The organism is Guptibacillus hwajinpoensis, assembly GCF_001039475.1.
GTDB classification, from domain to species: Bacteria; Bacillota; Bacilli; order Bacillales; family Guptibacillaceae; genus Guptibacillus; species Guptibacillus hwajinpoensis.
Map to the genome: position 1 here is coordinate 1,276,442 of NZ_LELK01000004.1, position 16,675 is coordinate 1,293,116.

Sequence of the window (16,675 nt, forward strand, 5' to 3'; positions counted from 1 at the left end):
GTAGCGTTGGATGGGCTCCTTTCATATACTATTTAAGATTTCAGTATGGAAGGAGTTCGCCAATGTACTGGGTTTCTCTTTTTTTCTTAGCATTTGCTGTTAGTGTTGACGGTTTTGGAGTTGGCTTAACATATGGCTTACGAAGAATGAAAATTCCTTTTAAGTCGATTCTAATCATTACAATCTGCTCGGCGTTTTCCATGTTGATCGCAATGGGACTCGGATCATTTCTGCAGCTCTGGATTTCAGACGTTGTGGCTCAGCGCGTTGGAGGGTTTATTCTTATTGCTCTTGGTGCGTGGGTATTATACCAAATGATCAGGAAAACAAATGAAGGAGAAAGAACGGTTTCAGAACGGATGCTACTGCATTTTGAAATACGCTCTCTCGGTGTTGTTATTAGTATATTACGAAAACCGACGACAGCGGATTTTGATGATTCTGGCACAATAACAGGTATTGAGGCGATTATGCTTGGTGCTGCTCTTTCACTAGATGCATTTGGAGCAGGTGTGGGTGCTTCTATGATTGGGTATGCTCCCATTGAAACGTCACTACTCATCGCATGTATGAGTTCGTTTTTTGTTCTACTCGGACTTAAGTTTGGAAATCTCACTTCTTCTATTAAGTGGATGGATAAAGTATCGTATTTACCTGGTTGTTTATTAATAATACTGGGCTTCATGAGGATGTAGCCCTCAAGGAGGATACAATGGATATAGGACTGACCGGTGGAATTGCTAGTGGAAAAAGTACTGTAGCGGATATGATCAGAAACTATAACATACCAATCGTCGATGCAGATGTTATTGCTAGGGAGGTTGTTGAGCCGGGTGAGTCCGCATTAGAAGAGATCGTTCAGTCATTTGGTTCAGAAATGAAGGCAGAAGATGGAGGTCTTGATCGAAAACGACTTGGTTCAGTTATTTTTAACAATGAAGATAAGCGTGAGCTTCTCAACAGTATTCTGCATCCAGCCATTCGAAAGCGCATGCTTGAAGAGGTAGCTTCATACAAGAACCAAGGAGAACCGCACGTAGTACTTGATATTCCACTTCTATATGAAAGTGAATTGAATCATTTAGTTGATCGAACGCTCCTTGTTTATGTTGATCCTTCAACACAGTTGAAGAGATTGATGGAACGAGATGGAAGTACTGAACAAGAAGCATCCGATCGGATTCAATCACAAATGCCAATTGAGAAGAAGAAAGAACTTGCTGATGCCGTTATTGATAACACTGGATCAAGAAAAGAATCTGAAGAACAGCTAGTTCATGTTCTAAGAAAATGGGAAATTATCTAGAAAAAGTTCTTTTGAAATGATGGAGATTTTTGTTTTAGGTTTAGAAATTCACATATCGAAGTTGATTGGAGCGGATGATCGACTCCCGCTAGTCCCGCGGAAAGCGAGCATCCTGGAGCGGAAATCAACCTCTCTCAAAAGGTAACAATGTTTCCGAAAAAACACGTCATTTGACGTGTTTTTTTGATTCTTCTTAACCTGTTTTGTAGACGATAAACCAGATATGTACTTTTGTTTGTGAATAGTGTAAATATATCTTTTCATTTGCATATTATATGTTATACTAATTTTGTGATAGGGGAATTAAGTATAACACATATATGGCAGGAGGAACGCTGGATGAACACAAGAATAGCGATTAATGGCTTTGGAAGAATTGGGCGTATGGTTTTTAGAAAGGCAATGATGGATGAGGATTTGGAAGTAGTAGCAATTAACGCTAGCTATCCGCCGGAAACGCTCAGCCATTTAATTAAATATGATAGCATTCATGGTACGTTTGATGGAGACGTTAGTCCTTTTGAAAACGGTATCAAGATTAATAATAAAAAAGTAGTAGTGCTAAACAACCGCGATCCAAAAAATCTCCCATGGAAAGAAATGGGCATTGATATTGTTATTGAAGCAACTGGTAAATTCCGGACTAGAGATGAAGCAGCTTACCATCTGGATGCCGGTGCAACAAAAGTGATTATTACAGCGCCTGGGAAAAATGAAGATTTAACGATTGTAATGGGCATAAATGAAAGCGAATACAATAGCGAAAAACACCATATATTGTCAAATGCTTCATGCACAACAAACTGTCTTGCTCCTGTTGTGCAAGTACTTGATAAATCGTTCGGGATCGTTTCAGGTATGATGACAACTGTTCATGCTTATACGAATGATCAGAAAAACATTGATAATCCACATAAAGATTTAAGAAGAGCTCGTGCATGCGGACAGTCAATTATTCCTACCTCCACAGGAGCAGCGAAAGCAATATCAAAAGTTCTCCCTCACCTTGAAGGGAAATTAAACGGAATGTCCTTACGTGTACCCACTCCAAATGTATCACTTGTTGATCTCGTAGTTGATTTGGAGAAGGAAGTCACAGTGGAACAAGTTAATGATGTACTAAAAGCAGCATCAGAGGGACCTCTCCGTGGCATACTCGCTTATTCTGATGAACCGCTAGTTTCAATTGACTATAATGGAAATGATCATTCTTCCATCATTGATGGACTTTCAACGATGGTTGTTGAGAATAAGAAGGTGAAAGTTCTAGCATGGTATGACAATGAGTGGGGATATTCTTGCAGAGTTGTCGATATGGCAAAATATGTGGGAGAAAAGATACCCGGGAGAATGAAAGTAAGCGTTTAATAATATAATAAGATAAAAGCGGGAGTGCTACACTTCCGCTTTTCATTTTGACTAAACGTCTAGGTACTAAGGAGGAAGACTTAATTTATTGTTGCAAATCATTTTTAAAAGCATTATACTATTTTTCGTGAACTTCTTTTATAGCAATTTGGCATTGGAAACTACTTAAAGGGTTAGGACCTCATCGGACTAACTTTCCCCCGTGGTGGATTTTCAATACCGCATGCTGACTACGCATGAGTAAACTTAAAGGGGGAATTTGCTATGGATACAATGGGACGTCACGTTATCGCCGAATTATGGGGCTGTGACATTGAAAAACTTAACAACATGAAATTAATTGAAGAAACGTTTGTAGAAGCTGCTCTAAAGTCTGGTGCAGAAGTACGTGAGGTAGCATTTCATAAATTTGCGCCACAAGGCGTTAGTGGTGTGGTTATTATTTCTGAATCACACTTAACGATCCACAGTTTTCCAGAACATGGTTACGCAAGCATCGATGTATACACATGTGGTGATCTTGATCCTAACGTTGCAGCTAATTATATCGCTGACGCTCTTGGAGCAGATACACGTGAGAACATTGAGCTTCCTCGAGGCATGGGTCCAGTGAAACCTAAAGTTAGAAAAGAGCAATCAGCGTTTACTTCATAATTATACAAATACTGAAAGGGGTGCTAACGCACTCCTTTTTTTTCTTTCCTTCCTTGCTAATTAACTTCTATGCAATTGATTTATCATTCAATTATTGCTATTCTTAAAAAAAATAGAGGAGGACAAGGGTGGGAATTAAAGACTTTTTTAGCAACCGTTCAGAAACAAGTGAAAGGCATCCTAATGATGCATTAAAAACACATTATTTTAAAGCAACTAAGGAACAGGCTTTTACTGAAGCAAAAGCTGTTCTTCAGAAACATTACCAAGGTGAGGTTGTTACAAATTCTCCTGAGCGTGGGGAATTTGTCTATCAAGTTAAATCACCTAAGAAAGCACTAATCGTTGTGACGGTAGTATCCGTTCGTGCTTACAAAACAGCAGTTGATTTTTCAGTTTCAACTGAGACACCTCTTCCAGTTGATTTCGGATATAGCAAGAAAATAATAGGCACAGTATATAGTGATATTCAAAATAAGTTAACGTTAATCGGAACGGGTATTTCTGAACAATTTTAGAGATAGATGTGTAGCAGCGCATTGTATGCTAAAATAGAAGGTAGAAATCTTGTTCGTTTAGTGGAGATGATCTAATGCGTTGTCCCAACTGCAATCAGAATGGTACAAGAGTGCTTGATTCCAGACCGGTTCATGAAGGTCGTTCGATCCGTAGACGCCGGGAATGTGAATCTTGTACGTACCGATTTACAACATTTGAAACAGTTGAAGAAATACCGCTTATTGTTGTTAAAAAAGAGGGAACTAGAGAAGAATTTAGCAGGGATAAGATTCTTAGAGGATTAATAAAAGCCTGTGAGAAACGACCTGTCCCACTTGAAACTCTTGAAACAATTGTTAATGAAATTGAACGAGATCTTCGTAATCAAGGAGCATCCGAAATTAGCAGTGATGTCGTTGGTGAGCTCGTTATGGACCAATTGGCTAAAGTCGATGAAGTTGCATACGTTCGATTTGCTTCCGTCTATCGTCAATTCAAGGACATTAATGTGTTTATTCGGGAATTAAAAGATTTAATCAACAGAGCAGAGTAACGAAAGGGGAGCTTAATGTAAGCTCTTTTTTTGTACGTTAATACACGACTAATTAGAGATCCCCACTTCAAAGTTGATTGGAGTCGAAGGATGCTCACCGCCCGCACTGCGGAAAGCGAGCATCCTGGAGCGCAAATCAATCTCTACTCTTATAACAACAAAGTTTACGAAAACAGCAAAAAAAGATTAAGCTTTAAAATTCACGAGAGAATAAAAAGGTGAAGCATATGCATTGGAAAGAACTACTACCTGTCGATACACTTCAGGTTGAAGCGTCAGGACTCTTGCATGAATATGACAGACGAGTGCTAACTCTTTTATATCAACCTCTAATTGGTGCAGGTGCATACAGTCTTTATATGACCCTTTGGAGTGCCCATGAGCAGAAAGATACGCTTGTTACTACAATGACTCATCACAACTTATTACTTATGATGAGGTGGGATTTAAAGAGAATACTTGAAGAACGTAGGAAGTTAGAAGGAATAGGATTATTGAAAACTTATTTAAAGTCTGGGGAAGACCCAAGGCACTTCACATATGAACTTCAACCACCTCTTACACCTGATCGATTCTTTAACGACGGCGTACTCAACATTTATTTGTTTAACAGACTTGGTCGAAACAGATACAACGACCTTAAACAACACTTTACGGTTGATAAACTAAACCCCAGTGAGTACAGTAATATTACAGCATCATTCAATGAGGTATATGACTCTCTTCACCCTTCTGAAATGACATCTTTACATGAAGAAGAGGAGAATCATGATGCTATTGAGAAACGAAGCGATAATAAAGGACTCATTTTTACTTCGTCTCAGTTTGACTTCGAGGTGATGAAACAGCATATCTCTGATATGATTGTATCAGATCGAATGTTAACAGATAATGTTAAAAAGACAATAGAGCGCCTTGCTTTCGTCTACAAAATAGAACCGTATGAAATGGGCCGAATTGTGGAACAAGCGGCCATTCATCACGAAGAATTATCTGATGACCTTTTACGTAAAGAAGTTAGTAGCTGGTTTGCTCTTGAAAATCGGGGGAAAATGCCAGCTCTTCAATATAGGCATCAACCTACTTCTTTGCAGGAATTCCATACAAAAGAACCCGTCACAGAAGAGGAAAAAGCTGCTCAGCGATATGAGCAAATGACTCCTTACGACATCTTGCAGCGTGCTGCGGAAGGTGGGAAGCCATCTGAAGCTGATATGAAATTGGTAGAGCGTATAATGGATGAGCAAAAGCTAACCCCAGGAGTTATGAATGTTCTTCTTGACTTTATTCTTGAAACTCAAGACAAGAAACTATCCAAAAATTATGTGGAAAAGTTTGCGAGTCATTGGGCTAGAGCAAGGGTAAAGACAGTTAGAGATGCGATGAATCTTGCCATTAAAGAACTTCAGCAGCCTGCTAAGCCAAAAGGGAAATCTGGGAATTCTAATAGTCGAGGAAAGTCTACAGCTCGTAAGGATAAAGTTCCGGAATGGATTTCTGAACAGAAGGAACCGGACATGTCTAAAGAAGAGCGATCTGAAAAACAGGACCAGCTTAAGAAAATGTTGAGTAAATACAAAAAATAAGTCGTTTAAAAGCGGGGTGAAGTGGGATGGAATCCATCCAGGAATCATTTAATAAAATGCCTGGTAATAAAAAATTCCAACAGCAGTATCAAGAGATGAAGAAGGCCATTATGGCAGACGCTGATATCCGTGCCTTCATTGAGGAACATGATGAGGTTGACGATAAAATGGTTGATCGAAGTCTAGCAAGGCTATACGAATATACAACACAGGCGAAACGATGTGAAGGATGTCCGGGACTTGCAAACTGTATCAATATGATGCAAGGGTATGAGCCTGAGTTATTCATCAATCGTTCCGTGATAGATATACGTTACAATCGCTGTCCAACTAGAATGGAAGATGAGAAAAACAAGAAGCGGAATGAAATGATTCAAAGCTATTACATTCCAAAGGAAATTCTTCAAGCTACATTCGCTGACTTAGATGATGAAGACCCTGTCCGTGTTGAAGCGATTGGGACAGCCATTCAGTATGTAGAGGAATTTGTTCCTGGGGAGACATCAAAAGGTCTTTATATACATGGCGGGTTTGGAGTGGGAAAAACCTTTATTCTAGGTGCGATTGCAAATCAACTTGCAAAAGATAAAGGAGTTCGTTCTCAGTTTATTTATACGCCTGACTTTTTCCGTCAGATGAAAAGTGCGATCCAAGATCAGTCTATTGATGCAAAACTTGATTATCTGAAAGAAACGCCGCTACTGATTCTTGACGATATTGGAGCAGAGAATATTTCGAGCTGGGTGCGTGATGATATTCTCGGAGCTCTTCTTCAATACCGAATGACTGAAGGTCTTCCAACTCTTTATTCTTCTAATTTAGATTATAGTTTGCTTGAGGAACACCTTGCCTACTCTCACAAGAGTGGGATAGAGGAAACGAAAGCGAAACGAATAATGGAGCGAATTAAGCACTTTACAACACCAGTCTTTCTCGAAGGAAAAAATCGTCGAGTATAAAGTCCTCCTGTTGGAGGGCTTTTTTTTACGGTTCTATACATGATTTCCTCATTATGACCATATAGATTTTAATATGAAGATGGACAGGGGGGAAAGCGTTGGTTTCGATAACATTTAGCGATCTAGAAGACTTCGAATTTATGACTGCACAATTGACTAAAGTTACGGATCATCCAAAACGTGTGAAAAGTGATAGAGAAGCGCTGAAAGTATCCATTGCAATTGAACCATACGATACAAGAATGTGTTATCTTATTTCTCAATGCCTTGCCCTTTTGGGCACCACTTATGAGAAGCGATGGATGGACCAGCTTCTAAAGTCCACTTATTACTTTCAAGATCAAGATGAAATCGCAGAGATCTCAGCCATTGCAAGAAACATTGGTGATGGAAATATAGACGATATTCCCGGTGCTTCTCGCTATTCGAATCGACATGACTTACTGCTTGAAGCGGCCGTGTCTTGTATCGAGCAGGGTGGAACCATCTCATTTGATTCTTTTTTACGATTTCGTACAGGGCCCTATCGTTCTCTATTAGCATCGCTTATTGGAGAAGCAATTGATGAATATAAATTAGAACAGGAATATCAAAATTTTGTCCAGGCATTAAGGATACTACTAAAATCAAGAGATACTGTTACTAAACGTGCTATCCTTGTGTTTAATGGAAGCTACCATTTGTATAATGCAACAGGACAGGTTTTGACGTGTCAGGAGGGTTTACGGATAGAAGATCTTCCGAATGGACTTAGTGTAGAAGATATAGATCCTGACATTTTGCTACCTTTGCTTGTTGCTGCTCCAGAAGAGATTCATTTCTATACAGATGATAACGAAGAGGGACTTGCTCAGACAATCCGCAACGTATTTGAAGAGCGAATATATTTTTTCCCATATTGTATGTCTAAAATACTTTTTTCGGGCAATCATTAAAATAGGCTTGATTTTCATAAGTACACTACTTATAATACCTACATACACGCATATACGTTATTGTTACGATAAGGACATGAGATGTTCTGTCAGCTTTCAGAGAGGGAAGAAATGGTGCGAACTTCCTAGCCGGACAAACAGTCTTACCACCTTTGAACTCTACCCTGGAAATGGGGTAGCGTTTCTGCTACGTTATAGCAGTCTGAGCCGCGTAGGATTTCTCTATGCGGGAAGCAGGGTGGAACCACGAGATTAACACTCGTCCCTTTTTGGGATGAGTGTTTTTTTATATGCAAAAAAGGAGTGAAGTAGCATGGCTGAAATGGTTAAAATGACGTTTCCTGACGGTTCTGTAAAGGAATTTAATAAAGGAACAACAACTGAAGATATCGCAAGTTCAATTAGCCCGGGATTGAAGAAGAAGGCACTTGCTGGGAAGGTGAACGGAGTATTAGTTGATCTGCGTCGTGGAATTGAAGAAGACGCTCAAATCGAAATTGTTACTCAAGAAAGCGAAGATGGTCTTGAAGTACTTCGTCATAGTACTGCTCACCTTATGGCGCAGGCGATTAAACGACTTTATAGTGATGTGAAGCTTGGCGTAGGACCTGTTATTGATAGTGGTTTCTATTATGATATTGATTGCCCTGTCTCCATTACACCTGAGGATCTTCCTAAGATAGAGAAGGAAATGAAGAAAATCATTAATGAGAATCTTGAAGTGAAGCGCATCGTCGTAAGCCGAGAAGAAGCTGAGAAAATGTTTAAAGAAATCGGTGATGACCTTAAGCTTGAGTTACTAGAAGCCATTCCAGCTGATGAACAAGTAACAATATATGAGCAAGGTGAATTCTTTGATCTTTGTCGTGGACCACATGTCCCTTCTACTAGTAAGATTAAAAGCTTTAAACTGTTATCAATAGCAGGCGCTTATTGGCGCGGAGATAGTGATAACCAAATGCTCCAACGTATTTACGGAACTGCATTTCCTAAGCAATCTCAAGTTGAAGAATATCTTCACTTATTAGAAGAAGCGAAGGAACGTGATCATCGTAAACTCGGCAAAGAACTAAAGCTTTTCACTATTTCTCAAGAGGTAGGACAAGGATTGCCAATCTGGTTACCTAGAGGGGCAACAATTCGCCGTACGATTGAGCGATATATTGTTGATCTTGAAGAGCGACTTGGTTACAACCATGTTTATACGCCACATCTTGCAAATGTAGAACTTTACAAAACAAGCGGTCATTGGGAGCACTATCAAGACGATATGTATCCTCCAATGAAAATGGATGAAACAGAAGAGTTAGTTCTTCGTCCGATGAATTGCCCACATCATATGATGATCTACAAAAACGATCTGAAAAGCTATCGTGGCCTTCCATATCGTGTAGCAGAACTTGGAACGATGCATCGTTATGAAATGTCAGGTGCACTCGCTGGACTTCAGCGCGTCCGTTCTATGACATTAAATGATGCTCACATTTTCTGTCGTCCTGATCAGATCAAGCAAGAGTTTATAGAAGTAGTTGAGCTCATTCAAGAAGTATACAAAGACTTTAGTATTAATGATTACTCATTCCGTCTTTCTTATCGTGATCCAGAAGATAAGAAGAAGTATATCGACAATGATGAGATGTGGGAAAAAGCTCAGAGAATGCTTAAAGAAGCAATGGGTGACCTTAATGTTGAGTACGTTGAAGCAGAAGGGGAAGCGGCGTTCTACGGACCTAAATTGGATGTTCAAGTGAAAACGGCTCTTGGAAAAGAAGAAACATTATCTACAGTGCAACTTGATTTCTTGCTTCCAGAACGATTCGATCTATCCTACATTGGTGAAGATGGTAATCATCACCGTCCAGTTGTTATTCACCGTGGTGTTGTATCAACTATGGAACGATTTGTTGCGTTCTTAATTGAAGAATACAAAGGTGCATTCCCAACATGGCTTTCACCAGTTCAAGCGGAAATCATCCCTGTATCAGAAGTGCATATGGACTATGCAAAATTAGTTCAAAAGAAACTTCAACGAGCAGGCATTCGCGTAGAAGTAGATGAGCGTAACGAAAAGATTGGTTACAAAATTCGTGAAGCACAAATGCAGAAAATTCCTTATATGCTTGTCGTAGGAGATAAAGAGGTTGAAGGTGAAGCTGTTAACGTTCGCCGTTATAGCCAACAGGATTCAGAGACTGTTTCTCTAAACGAATTCACTGCTAGAATTGAAGAAGAAATTAAAAACAAAAAGTAATGAAGAGCCGGCGAAAATGCCGGCTTTTTAATTTAAGATGAAACAAATTTACAAAAAACCCTTGTCACAAAGAGAAAGATTCGTTATGATAATCAAGTGCACTTCGAACGAATCTTATCACCTTGACATAAATTTGGTCAGCATGGTATACTGTCTTAGGTAATTAAATATCGGAAACAAAGCAAGCAGAAGCGCCCGCTTCTCACCTGATTGACGCCGTAACTGGTAGTTTGCAGGTACACTGTTTTTATAATTGTGTAATGTGTGGGTGTCGTATGCGCCGACGCTTTTTTTATGCTTTGAACCGAATATATAAACCATTTAATGACATCATGTTAGATGATCATCATCGAACAATAACCATGGAGGTGGCTGATTATTAGTAGAGATATGAACGTCAATGAGGGCATTCGTGCTCGGGAAGTACGTCTTGTTGGTGCAGACGGAAACCAAATTGGTGTGAAATCCAAAACTGAGGCATTAGATATGGCTCGTAATGCAAATCTTGATCTTGTTATGGTTGCTCCAACCGCGAAACCTCCTGTTTGTCGCATTATGGACTACGGAAAGTTCCGCTACGAGCAGCAGAAGAAAGAGAAAGAAGCGCGTAAGAAACAAAAGATCATTACCGTTAAAGAGGTTCGCTTGAGCCCGAACATTGAAGAACACGACTTCAATACGAAGCTTCGTAATGCACGTAAGTTTCTTGAAAAAGGCGACAAAGTGAAAGCATCGATCCGTTTCCGCGGACGTATGATTACACACTCTGATATCGGTAAAAAGGTGCTTGAGCACCTAGCAGAAGATTGCAAAGATATATCAACTGTTGAGTCCAAACCCAAAATGGAAGGGCGCAGCATGTTCCTAATCTTGGCACCTATCGCAGAAAAGTAATTCTTGAAGGAGGAACTCACTCATGCCAAAAATGAAATCTCACCGTGGAGCTTCAAAACGGTTTAAGAAAACTGGATCAGGTAAACTTAAGCGCAGCCGTGCTTACACTAGCCATATGTTCGGTAACAAGTCTCAAAAGCAGAAGCGTAAGCTTCGTAAAGCTTCTCTTGTTTCCGCAGGTGACTTCAAGCGCATTAAGACTTTAATCTACAACAAGAAGTAATCGGTTTTTATATTATTTAGACACAGAAATAGGAGGGGTTTAGTATGCCAAGAGTAAAAGGTGGCTACGTAACACGTCGTAGACGTAAAAGAACGTTAAAACTCGCAAAAGGATATTACGGATCTAAGTCTTTGCTTTTCAAAGTTGCTAATCAGCAAGTTATGAAATCAAACATGTACGCTTATCGTGACCGTCGCCAGAAAAAGCGCGACTTCCGTAAGCTTTGGATCACTCGTATCAATGCGGCAGCTCGTTTGAATGGACTTTCTTACAGCCGTTTGATGTTTGGTCTTAAAACAGCTGGTATCGACATCAACCGTAAAATGCTTGCTGAGCTTGCAGTTAACGACGAAAAAGCGTTCACTGAACTAGCATCAAAAGCAAAAGAAAACTTGAAGTAAGTTTTTTGAACCATTCTCACTTGTGAGAATGGTTTTTTTATTTCATAAAAGGAAAGGAGGTAATTCTACTATGGATGTTCTCACCCTTTTTCTTGTTTACCTCATCATCATGAATAGTTGGAGCTTCATAGCAATGGGCGTTGATAAAAAGAAAGCGCAAAAACGTAAACAACGAATTCCTGAAAAAACATTATGGCTCTTTTTTATCATTGGAGGTAGCATAGGTGGCTACATTGGGATGAAATATTTTAGGCATAAAACGAAACACAAGCAATTTGTGTACGGCACACCTGCAATCATTGTTGTTCATTTACTTTTAGTAGCTGTCTATGTTTATTTCTTTAGTTAGAAAAAAACGCCGTGTAGGCGTTTTTTAATTGGTGAATGTTTTTGTATTTTAAGCGCTTGTCTCCGGTTTTCTTCGTGTCTAGGTGCAGTGGGCAGGTCCTCGAGTCGCTTCAGGATTTCATCGGAACACAAAGACTGTGTTCAGATGAAATCCTCCAGCTGTTTCGCCCGTTCAGTTGAGACAAAAGGAGTCTCATCTTCACGGGCTCCAACATCCTGCGGATTTAAGCAGGCCTGCTCCGCTTTTCGTTAGATCCAGCTGCGCAGGCCAAATCCTCCGGCTGTTTCGCTCGTTCAGTTGAGACAAAAGGAGTCTCATCTTCACGGGCTCCAACATCCTGCGGATTTAAGCAGCCCTGCTCCGCTTTTCGTTAGATCCAGCTACGACTCGCAGAAACTGCGATATTTCACTCTTTCACAGGAACACAAAAAACGTGTTCCTGTGAAAGAGTTCCAATATCTCCGTTTCTAAACGCTCGTCTCCGCTTTTCGTATTAAGACTCATTTTGTTTTAGGTACCTTTTGTCTTTTAGGAACAGGCGCCAGAAGTAGATGAAGCCTGGGGTTAGGATGAAGAAGGCTACGATGTAGGTGACGATTAGGGCTCGGAATGTGGCGGGATCTGTGAATCCGGTTTCGATTGTGACGTTTGGATAGACGATATAAGGGAGATGGGCTGAGCCATATGCATAACTAGCTAGTAAATACTGTACAACGATGCTTATCATGGCGAGTCTTGGGATGCCGACTCCTGTTTTTCTCGGAATAAAGAGTGAAGCGTAGCCGAGAGCGAATGTAGCAATTGATCCTATAAGCCAGGGAATGTAGTTCATTAGGTTTTCATATAGCCAGAGTGCTTCATTGCGAATGGTAAGAACAAGCAAGGCCGCCATTGCAAGTGAAATCGGACCAACGAGAATAGCGTCTCTTCTATACGTCTCATATGCTTCTTGATCTCCTGATACGTTAGAGTAGTCCGAAAGCAACAAGGATGATAGAAAAAGTGTACTAGAAACGGCAAAGGCCATGAATGCATATACGCTAGGACTGGTTAATAACTCACCAAGTAGTAGACGTTCTGCTCCATTCGTTGTTTCGATGAAATTTCCATGTGTAATGGGCAAAACACAGATTAAGAGAGCCGGAATAAGAAATCCAGTGACTCCTGAGATAATCGTTAAAATCCGTTTGTAATTTGAAGATGCTGAATGTGAAAATACGAGAAATGCACTTCGAAGAGCAAGTAGAAGAATGATCATGCTACCTGGGATGAGAAGAACAGTACCTAATGTAAACGTTGCGCCAGGGAAAAAGCTAAAAAGAGCCACTACAATCGCAACAATGAACACATTGGTTACTTCCCATGAAGGGGAGAGGTAGCGGTTGGCTATATTTGTTGCTTTCGTATTGTTACGATTTAAATAAATCATAGACCAAAACCCTGCCCCGAAATCGATGGTTGCCATAACCGCGTAAATAAAGACAAGTCCCCAAATCAACGTGATTGCGTAGAATGCTTCTGACATGTTGTTCACCTCTTGATCTTTTTTAGAGTAGGGTAAAACACCTGCAGTGAATTATTGGTCGAGTTCTTCGGATATAGGATTTCGGTTGAAATAATAACGAAGAACGAGCACTGTCGAAATCATTAAAATGATATAGACTATGAGAAAGAGCACGAAAAGCAGGCCGATATTACCTGAAGTCGTCACTGCCTCTTCTGTCTTCATTATGTGATAGATAATCCATGGTTGCCTTCCTGTACAGGCGAAAATCCAACCAAATTCGATAGCAGTCATTGCGAGAGGTCCTGCGGCGATAAACCCCCACATGAGCGGGCGTGGGAACTCTTTTCGCTTAAGAATTTTGTACCATGTAAAACCTACGATGGATAATAGAAGTAACAGTGAACCGATTCCTACCATAGAGTTAAATAAAGTGTGGACAAACAAAGGTGGCCATTCCTCTTCAGGCCATTCTTCAAGTCCAAGAACTTTGGTATCAAAGGCGTCATCTGAAAGGAAACTGAGCGCCCATGGTACTTCAATGGCCCACTTTACCTCGCGATCTTCCTTATCTGTATAACCTCCAATAGCAAGTGGCGCATACCTCTGTGTTTCAAATAATCCCTCTGCAGCGGCAAGCTTTTCTGGTTGATACTGATACAGCTGTTGAGCAGATTCATGTCCATTTAATGATGTCAAAACTGATAAAATACCTCCGATTACAAGCCCCATCATTAGTGCTTTATGATGAAACTTATATTCTCTCGTATTTCCTCGCTGACGAATCATCTTGTAAGCAGCAATAGACGCAATGACAAAAGCACCTGTCATTAGTGCTGAGACAGTTACATGTCCAGCTGTAACGAAGAAGGAAGGATTGAAAAATGCTTCCCAAGGATCAACGTTCACGAATTTTCCATCTACAATTTCAAACCCAGCTGGAGTTCCTTGGAAGGCGTGTACGTTTGTTATTAAAATAGCGGACGCGCTAGCACCGAATGCAACGAGTGTTACGCTAACGATACGCATAATAGGCGAAAGACGGTCAGCTGCATAAACATAAATCGACATAAAAAGAGCTTCTAGAAAAAACGCATAGATTTCAATCTGGAAAGGTAATGCAATAACTCTTCCTACAACTTCCATAAATCCAGGCCATAAAAGAGAGAGCTGAACACCTGCAATAGTTCCAGTCGGAATCGCAACGCCAAGTAAGACAGCAAATCCCTTCGTCCAACGGTTAGCCATTAAAGCGTAGTCTTTGTCCTTTGTTTTCTGATACATTAGCTCAGCAATGAGAACCATGAAGGGTAAACCTACACCTAGCGTTGCATAAATAATATGTACACCCATTGTCATACCAAATAGCGAGCGGGCGATAACGAGTTCATCCAAAGCAATCTCCTCCATTTACCGTTCTGTTCAAATCTCCCCTTATTGTCCACGTATTGCCAGAAAATATTCTTATAACTCACTCATTTTTTGACATAACAACTCGTCTGCTGTCATACACGTTAATGGAAGGGGGGAACATCATGAATGAGCTTGTCCTACCGCTTGTCGAAGTTGTGTCGAACAGCGGAATATACGCCCCGTTCTATTTTATTGTTCTTCATTTTATTCGTCAGTTTTTCTTTGTACCGGTTAGTGTTGTGTGTATTGCTGGAGGAGTTATGTTCGGAGCGCTTTACGGTACAATCTATTCCGTGATCGGCATTACGGTTGTAAGTACTGTTTTCTACTTGGTGGTTAAGCGAGTGCCTTCATTGTTTAAGAAAATTACTCGGATGAAAGAGAAATGGATGCGTAAACGAATGCCGATGTCTGTAGGACAAATCGCCATCTTAAGATTGGTTCCTTTCGTTCATTTTCATTTAATATCGCTTTGCTTAATTGAGGTTTCAAAGGACTTTCAGGATTACTTACGTTCATCCATTATTTCCAACTTACCACTTGCGTTGATGTATTCTTTTTTTGGAACAGCAATTAGGGGGTTCGAACCTGTACTAATTGTTTTAATCCTTTCAGGCCTTGCTATTCTTTTCTATTTATTAAGAAGACGAGAATGGATTATGAAGTGGGATGAATTCTTTCAGCCGGCTAGGTAATCGTATAAACAAAGAAATCCCCCTGGCATCAGGGGGATTTCTTTGTTTATGAGTTTTCTCTATGACGTAGAAATTCTTTCACTGGACTTTTCCATTCAATTTTGGCGCTTGGATAACGAAGGTCCATCTCTTTCTCAAGGAAATAGAAGTCTTCTTTTTCAAGTAAATAAAGCTCTGATGCATTCTTCACGCCAACAGATATGGTAATGATGTCGAATGAATGATCTGTCGTTCCAAGGTATTTCTCACCTTCAAATAGCGCTCCTTTATACGTGAGGAGAAAGTTCTTTCTAACGTTGGACGGGTCATCAAAAAAATAGTAATCTTTATGATCATAGGCCTTCTCTAGCTTGCGTTTTGGATCGAGAAAAAAGCGAATGACAGAATAGGCAATCAAGACCATTGCAGCAAGAATGACAAGACGAAAAAGTATAATAATCATTAGTCAGCACCTCGTTTTCACTATGCTTCTATTCTTTATACGTTTATGATAAAGAAAGGTTTCATAAAAAGAAATGTTTTAGAAAGGACGGTTAAATTGAATTTCAACAAATTATTCACACTACAGAAACAATTAGATGATCGAATCGTGCAGGAGCATAACCTCGAAGGCGAAGATCTTTTTGAAAATAAGTTACTTGCTTTAAAAGTAGAAGTGGGTGAACTTGCGAATGAAACGCGGTGTTTCAAATATTGGAGTAAGAAAGCTCCTTCTCCTAAAGAAACAGTTCTTGAGGAGTATGTTGATGGCATTCATTTCATTCTCTCATTAGGCCTTGAACTTGGTTATACTGAAGGTGTTATTCCAACACAATCTGACGAGCGACTCACAGCTGTCCAAGCTTTTCACGATGTTTACCGTGCAATAGATCGGGTTGCAAATGAGAAAGAAGAAGGTGCCTATCTAAATCTTATCGAATGTTACCTTGAACTCGGCGACCGAATTGGTTTAAGTCTCAATGAAATTGATCAAGCTTATTTAAAGAAAAATGAAGTCAATCATAATCGACAGGATCACGGATATTAGAAGTGTGAAGCGCTCTCAATTGTGAAAAATTTCGGAAACCGTTATAATAAATAAAGAAT

Annotated in this window: 19 protein-coding genes and 1 other annotated feature; of the genes, 16 read left to right on the top strand and 3 right to left on the bottom strand. The window is 40.0% G+C overall.

Annotated elements, in window-relative coordinates:
• The first annotated feature begins 62 nt into the window (after nucleotides 1–62).
• The 14 genes from ytaF (at nucleotide 63) to AB986_RS16440 (ending at nucleotide 11,977) form a co-directional block, all read left to right on the top strand.
• Nucleotides 63–695, top strand: a complete 633-nt coding sequence (ytaF, locus tag AB986_RS16375) for a sporulation membrane protein YtaF (RefSeq protein WP_048312381.1) — start codon at nucleotides 63–65, stop codon at nucleotides 693–695.
• Nucleotides 696–712: 17 nt separating this feature from the next.
• Nucleotides 713–1,306: a dephospho-CoA kinase gene (gene coaE, locus AB986_RS16380; protein WP_048312382.1), complete on the top strand. Its 594-nt coding sequence runs from the start codon at nucleotides 713–715 to the stop codon at nucleotides 1,304–1,306.
• A 339-nt stretch (nucleotides 1,307–1,645) separates the two neighbouring features.
• The gene (locus AB986_RS16385; protein ID WP_048312383.1) at nucleotides 1,646–2,674 is read left to right on the top strand and encodes a glyceraldehyde-3-phosphate dehydrogenase; all 1,029 of its coding nucleotides are present in this window, start codon (nucleotides 1,646–1,648) and stop codon (nucleotides 2,672–2,674) included.
• A 264-nt stretch (nucleotides 2,675–2,938) separates the two neighbouring features.
• Nucleotides 2,939–3,328 (top strand): adenosylmethionine decarboxylase, encoded by a 390-nt coding sequence (gene speD / locus AB986_RS16390; RefSeq protein WP_048312385.1) that lies wholly within the window; start codon nucleotides 2,939–2,941, stop codon nucleotides 3,326–3,328.
• A 128-nt stretch (nucleotides 3,329–3,456) separates the two neighbouring features.
• Entirely contained in the window at nucleotides 3,457–3,846 is a 390-nt protein-coding gene (locus AB986_RS16395; protein ID WP_048312387.1) for a hypothetical protein, read from the top strand.
• 74 nt (nucleotides 3,847–3,920) lie between these two features.
• Nucleotides 3,921–4,379 (top strand): transcriptional regulator NrdR, encoded by a 459-nt coding sequence (nrdR, locus tag AB986_RS16400; protein WP_048312389.1) that lies wholly within the window; start codon nucleotides 3,921–3,923, stop codon nucleotides 4,377–4,379.
• A gap of 227 nt (nucleotides 4,380–4,606) precedes the next feature.
• Nucleotides 4,607–5,965 carry a replication initiation and membrane attachment family protein gene (locus AB986_RS16405; RefSeq protein WP_053216226.1) on the top strand — a complete coding sequence of 453 codons (1,359 nt, stop codon included), beginning with the start codon at nucleotides 4,607–4,609 and terminating at the stop codon, nucleotides 5,963–5,965.
• Nucleotides 5,966–5,991: 26 nt separating this feature from the next.
• Nucleotides 5,992–6,924 (top strand): primosomal protein DnaI, encoded by a 933-nt coding sequence (dnaI, locus tag AB986_RS16410; protein ID WP_048312393.1) that lies wholly within the window; start codon nucleotides 5,992–5,994, stop codon nucleotides 6,922–6,924.
• Between the two features lie 98 nt (nucleotides 6,925–7,022).
• Nucleotides 7,023–7,859: a sporulation protein YtxC gene (gene ytxC, locus AB986_RS16415; protein ID WP_048312395.1), complete on the top strand. Its 837-nt coding sequence runs from the start codon at nucleotides 7,023–7,025 to the stop codon at nucleotides 7,857–7,859.
• Nucleotides 7,860–8,172: 313 nt separating this feature from the next.
• On the top strand, nucleotides 8,173–10,110 hold the full coding sequence (thrS, locus tag AB986_RS16420; RefSeq protein WP_048312398.1) for a threonine--tRNA ligase: 1,938 nt from the start codon (nucleotides 8,173–8,175) through the stop codon (nucleotides 10,108–10,110).
• Between the two features lie 177 nt (nucleotides 10,111–10,287).
• Nucleotides 10,288–10,409: a sequence feature (ribosomal protein L20 leader region), on the top strand.
• Nucleotides 10,410–10,500: 91 nt separating this feature from the next.
• On the top strand, nucleotides 10,501–11,004 hold the full coding sequence (gene infC / locus AB986_RS16425) for a translation initiation factor IF-3 (protein ID WP_048312399.1): 504 nt from the start codon (nucleotides 10,501–10,503) through the stop codon (nucleotides 11,002–11,004).
• A gap of 22 nt (nucleotides 11,005–11,026) precedes the next feature.
• Nucleotides 11,027–11,227, top strand: coding sequence for a 50S ribosomal protein L35 (rpmI, locus tag AB986_RS16430; RefSeq protein ID WP_048312400.1), 201 nt, complete (start codon nucleotides 11,027–11,029; stop codon nucleotides 11,225–11,227).
• Nucleotides 11,228–11,271: 44 nt separating this feature from the next.
• Entirely contained in the window at nucleotides 11,272–11,628 is a 357-nt protein-coding gene (gene rplT, locus AB986_RS16435; protein WP_048312405.1) for a 50S ribosomal protein L20, read from the top strand.
• Nucleotides 11,629–11,698: 70 nt separating this feature from the next.
• Complete coding sequence (locus AB986_RS16440; RefSeq protein ID WP_048312407.1) at nucleotides 11,699–11,977, top strand: DUF1294 domain-containing protein; 279 nt, start codon at nucleotides 11,699–11,701, stop codon at nucleotides 11,975–11,977.
• A gap of 493 nt (nucleotides 11,978–12,470) precedes the next feature.
• Here the strand turns inward: AB986_RS16440 and AB986_RS16445 are convergent, their stop codons facing one another.
• Complete coding sequence (locus tag AB986_RS16445; protein WP_236690399.1) at nucleotides 12,471–13,511, bottom strand: cytochrome d ubiquinol oxidase subunit II; 1,041 nt, start codon at nucleotides 13,509–13,511, stop codon at nucleotides 12,471–12,473.
• Between the two features lie 42 nt (nucleotides 13,512–13,553).
• A complete protein-coding gene (locus tag AB986_RS16450) occupies nucleotides 13,554–14,876 on the bottom strand; it encodes a cytochrome ubiquinol oxidase subunit I (protein ID WP_048312413.1) in 1,323 nt (440 codons plus the stop codon).
• 140 nt (nucleotides 14,877–15,016) lie between these two features.
• On the opposite strand from AB986_RS16450, the gene AB986_RS16455 reads away from it, so the two are divergent.
• Nucleotides 15,017–15,589, top strand: coding sequence for a TVP38/TMEM64 family protein (locus tag AB986_RS16455; RefSeq protein ID WP_048312416.1), 573 nt, complete (start codon nucleotides 15,017–15,019; stop codon nucleotides 15,587–15,589).
• A gap of 46 nt (nucleotides 15,590–15,635) precedes the next feature.
• Here the strand turns inward: AB986_RS16455 and AB986_RS16460 are convergent, their stop codons facing one another.
• Nucleotides 15,636–16,031, bottom strand: coding sequence for a hypothetical protein (locus tag AB986_RS16460; protein ID WP_048312419.1), 396 nt, complete (start codon nucleotides 16,029–16,031; stop codon nucleotides 15,636–15,638).
• A 96-nt stretch (nucleotides 16,032–16,127) separates the two neighbouring features.
• Between AB986_RS16460 and AB986_RS16465 the strand changes: the two genes are divergently transcribed.
• On the top strand, nucleotides 16,128–16,616 hold the full coding sequence (locus tag AB986_RS16465; protein ID WP_048312421.1) for a dUTP diphosphatase: 489 nt from the start codon (nucleotides 16,128–16,130) through the stop codon (nucleotides 16,614–16,616).
• The last annotated feature ends 59 nt before the right edge of the window (nucleotides 16,617–16,675 follow it).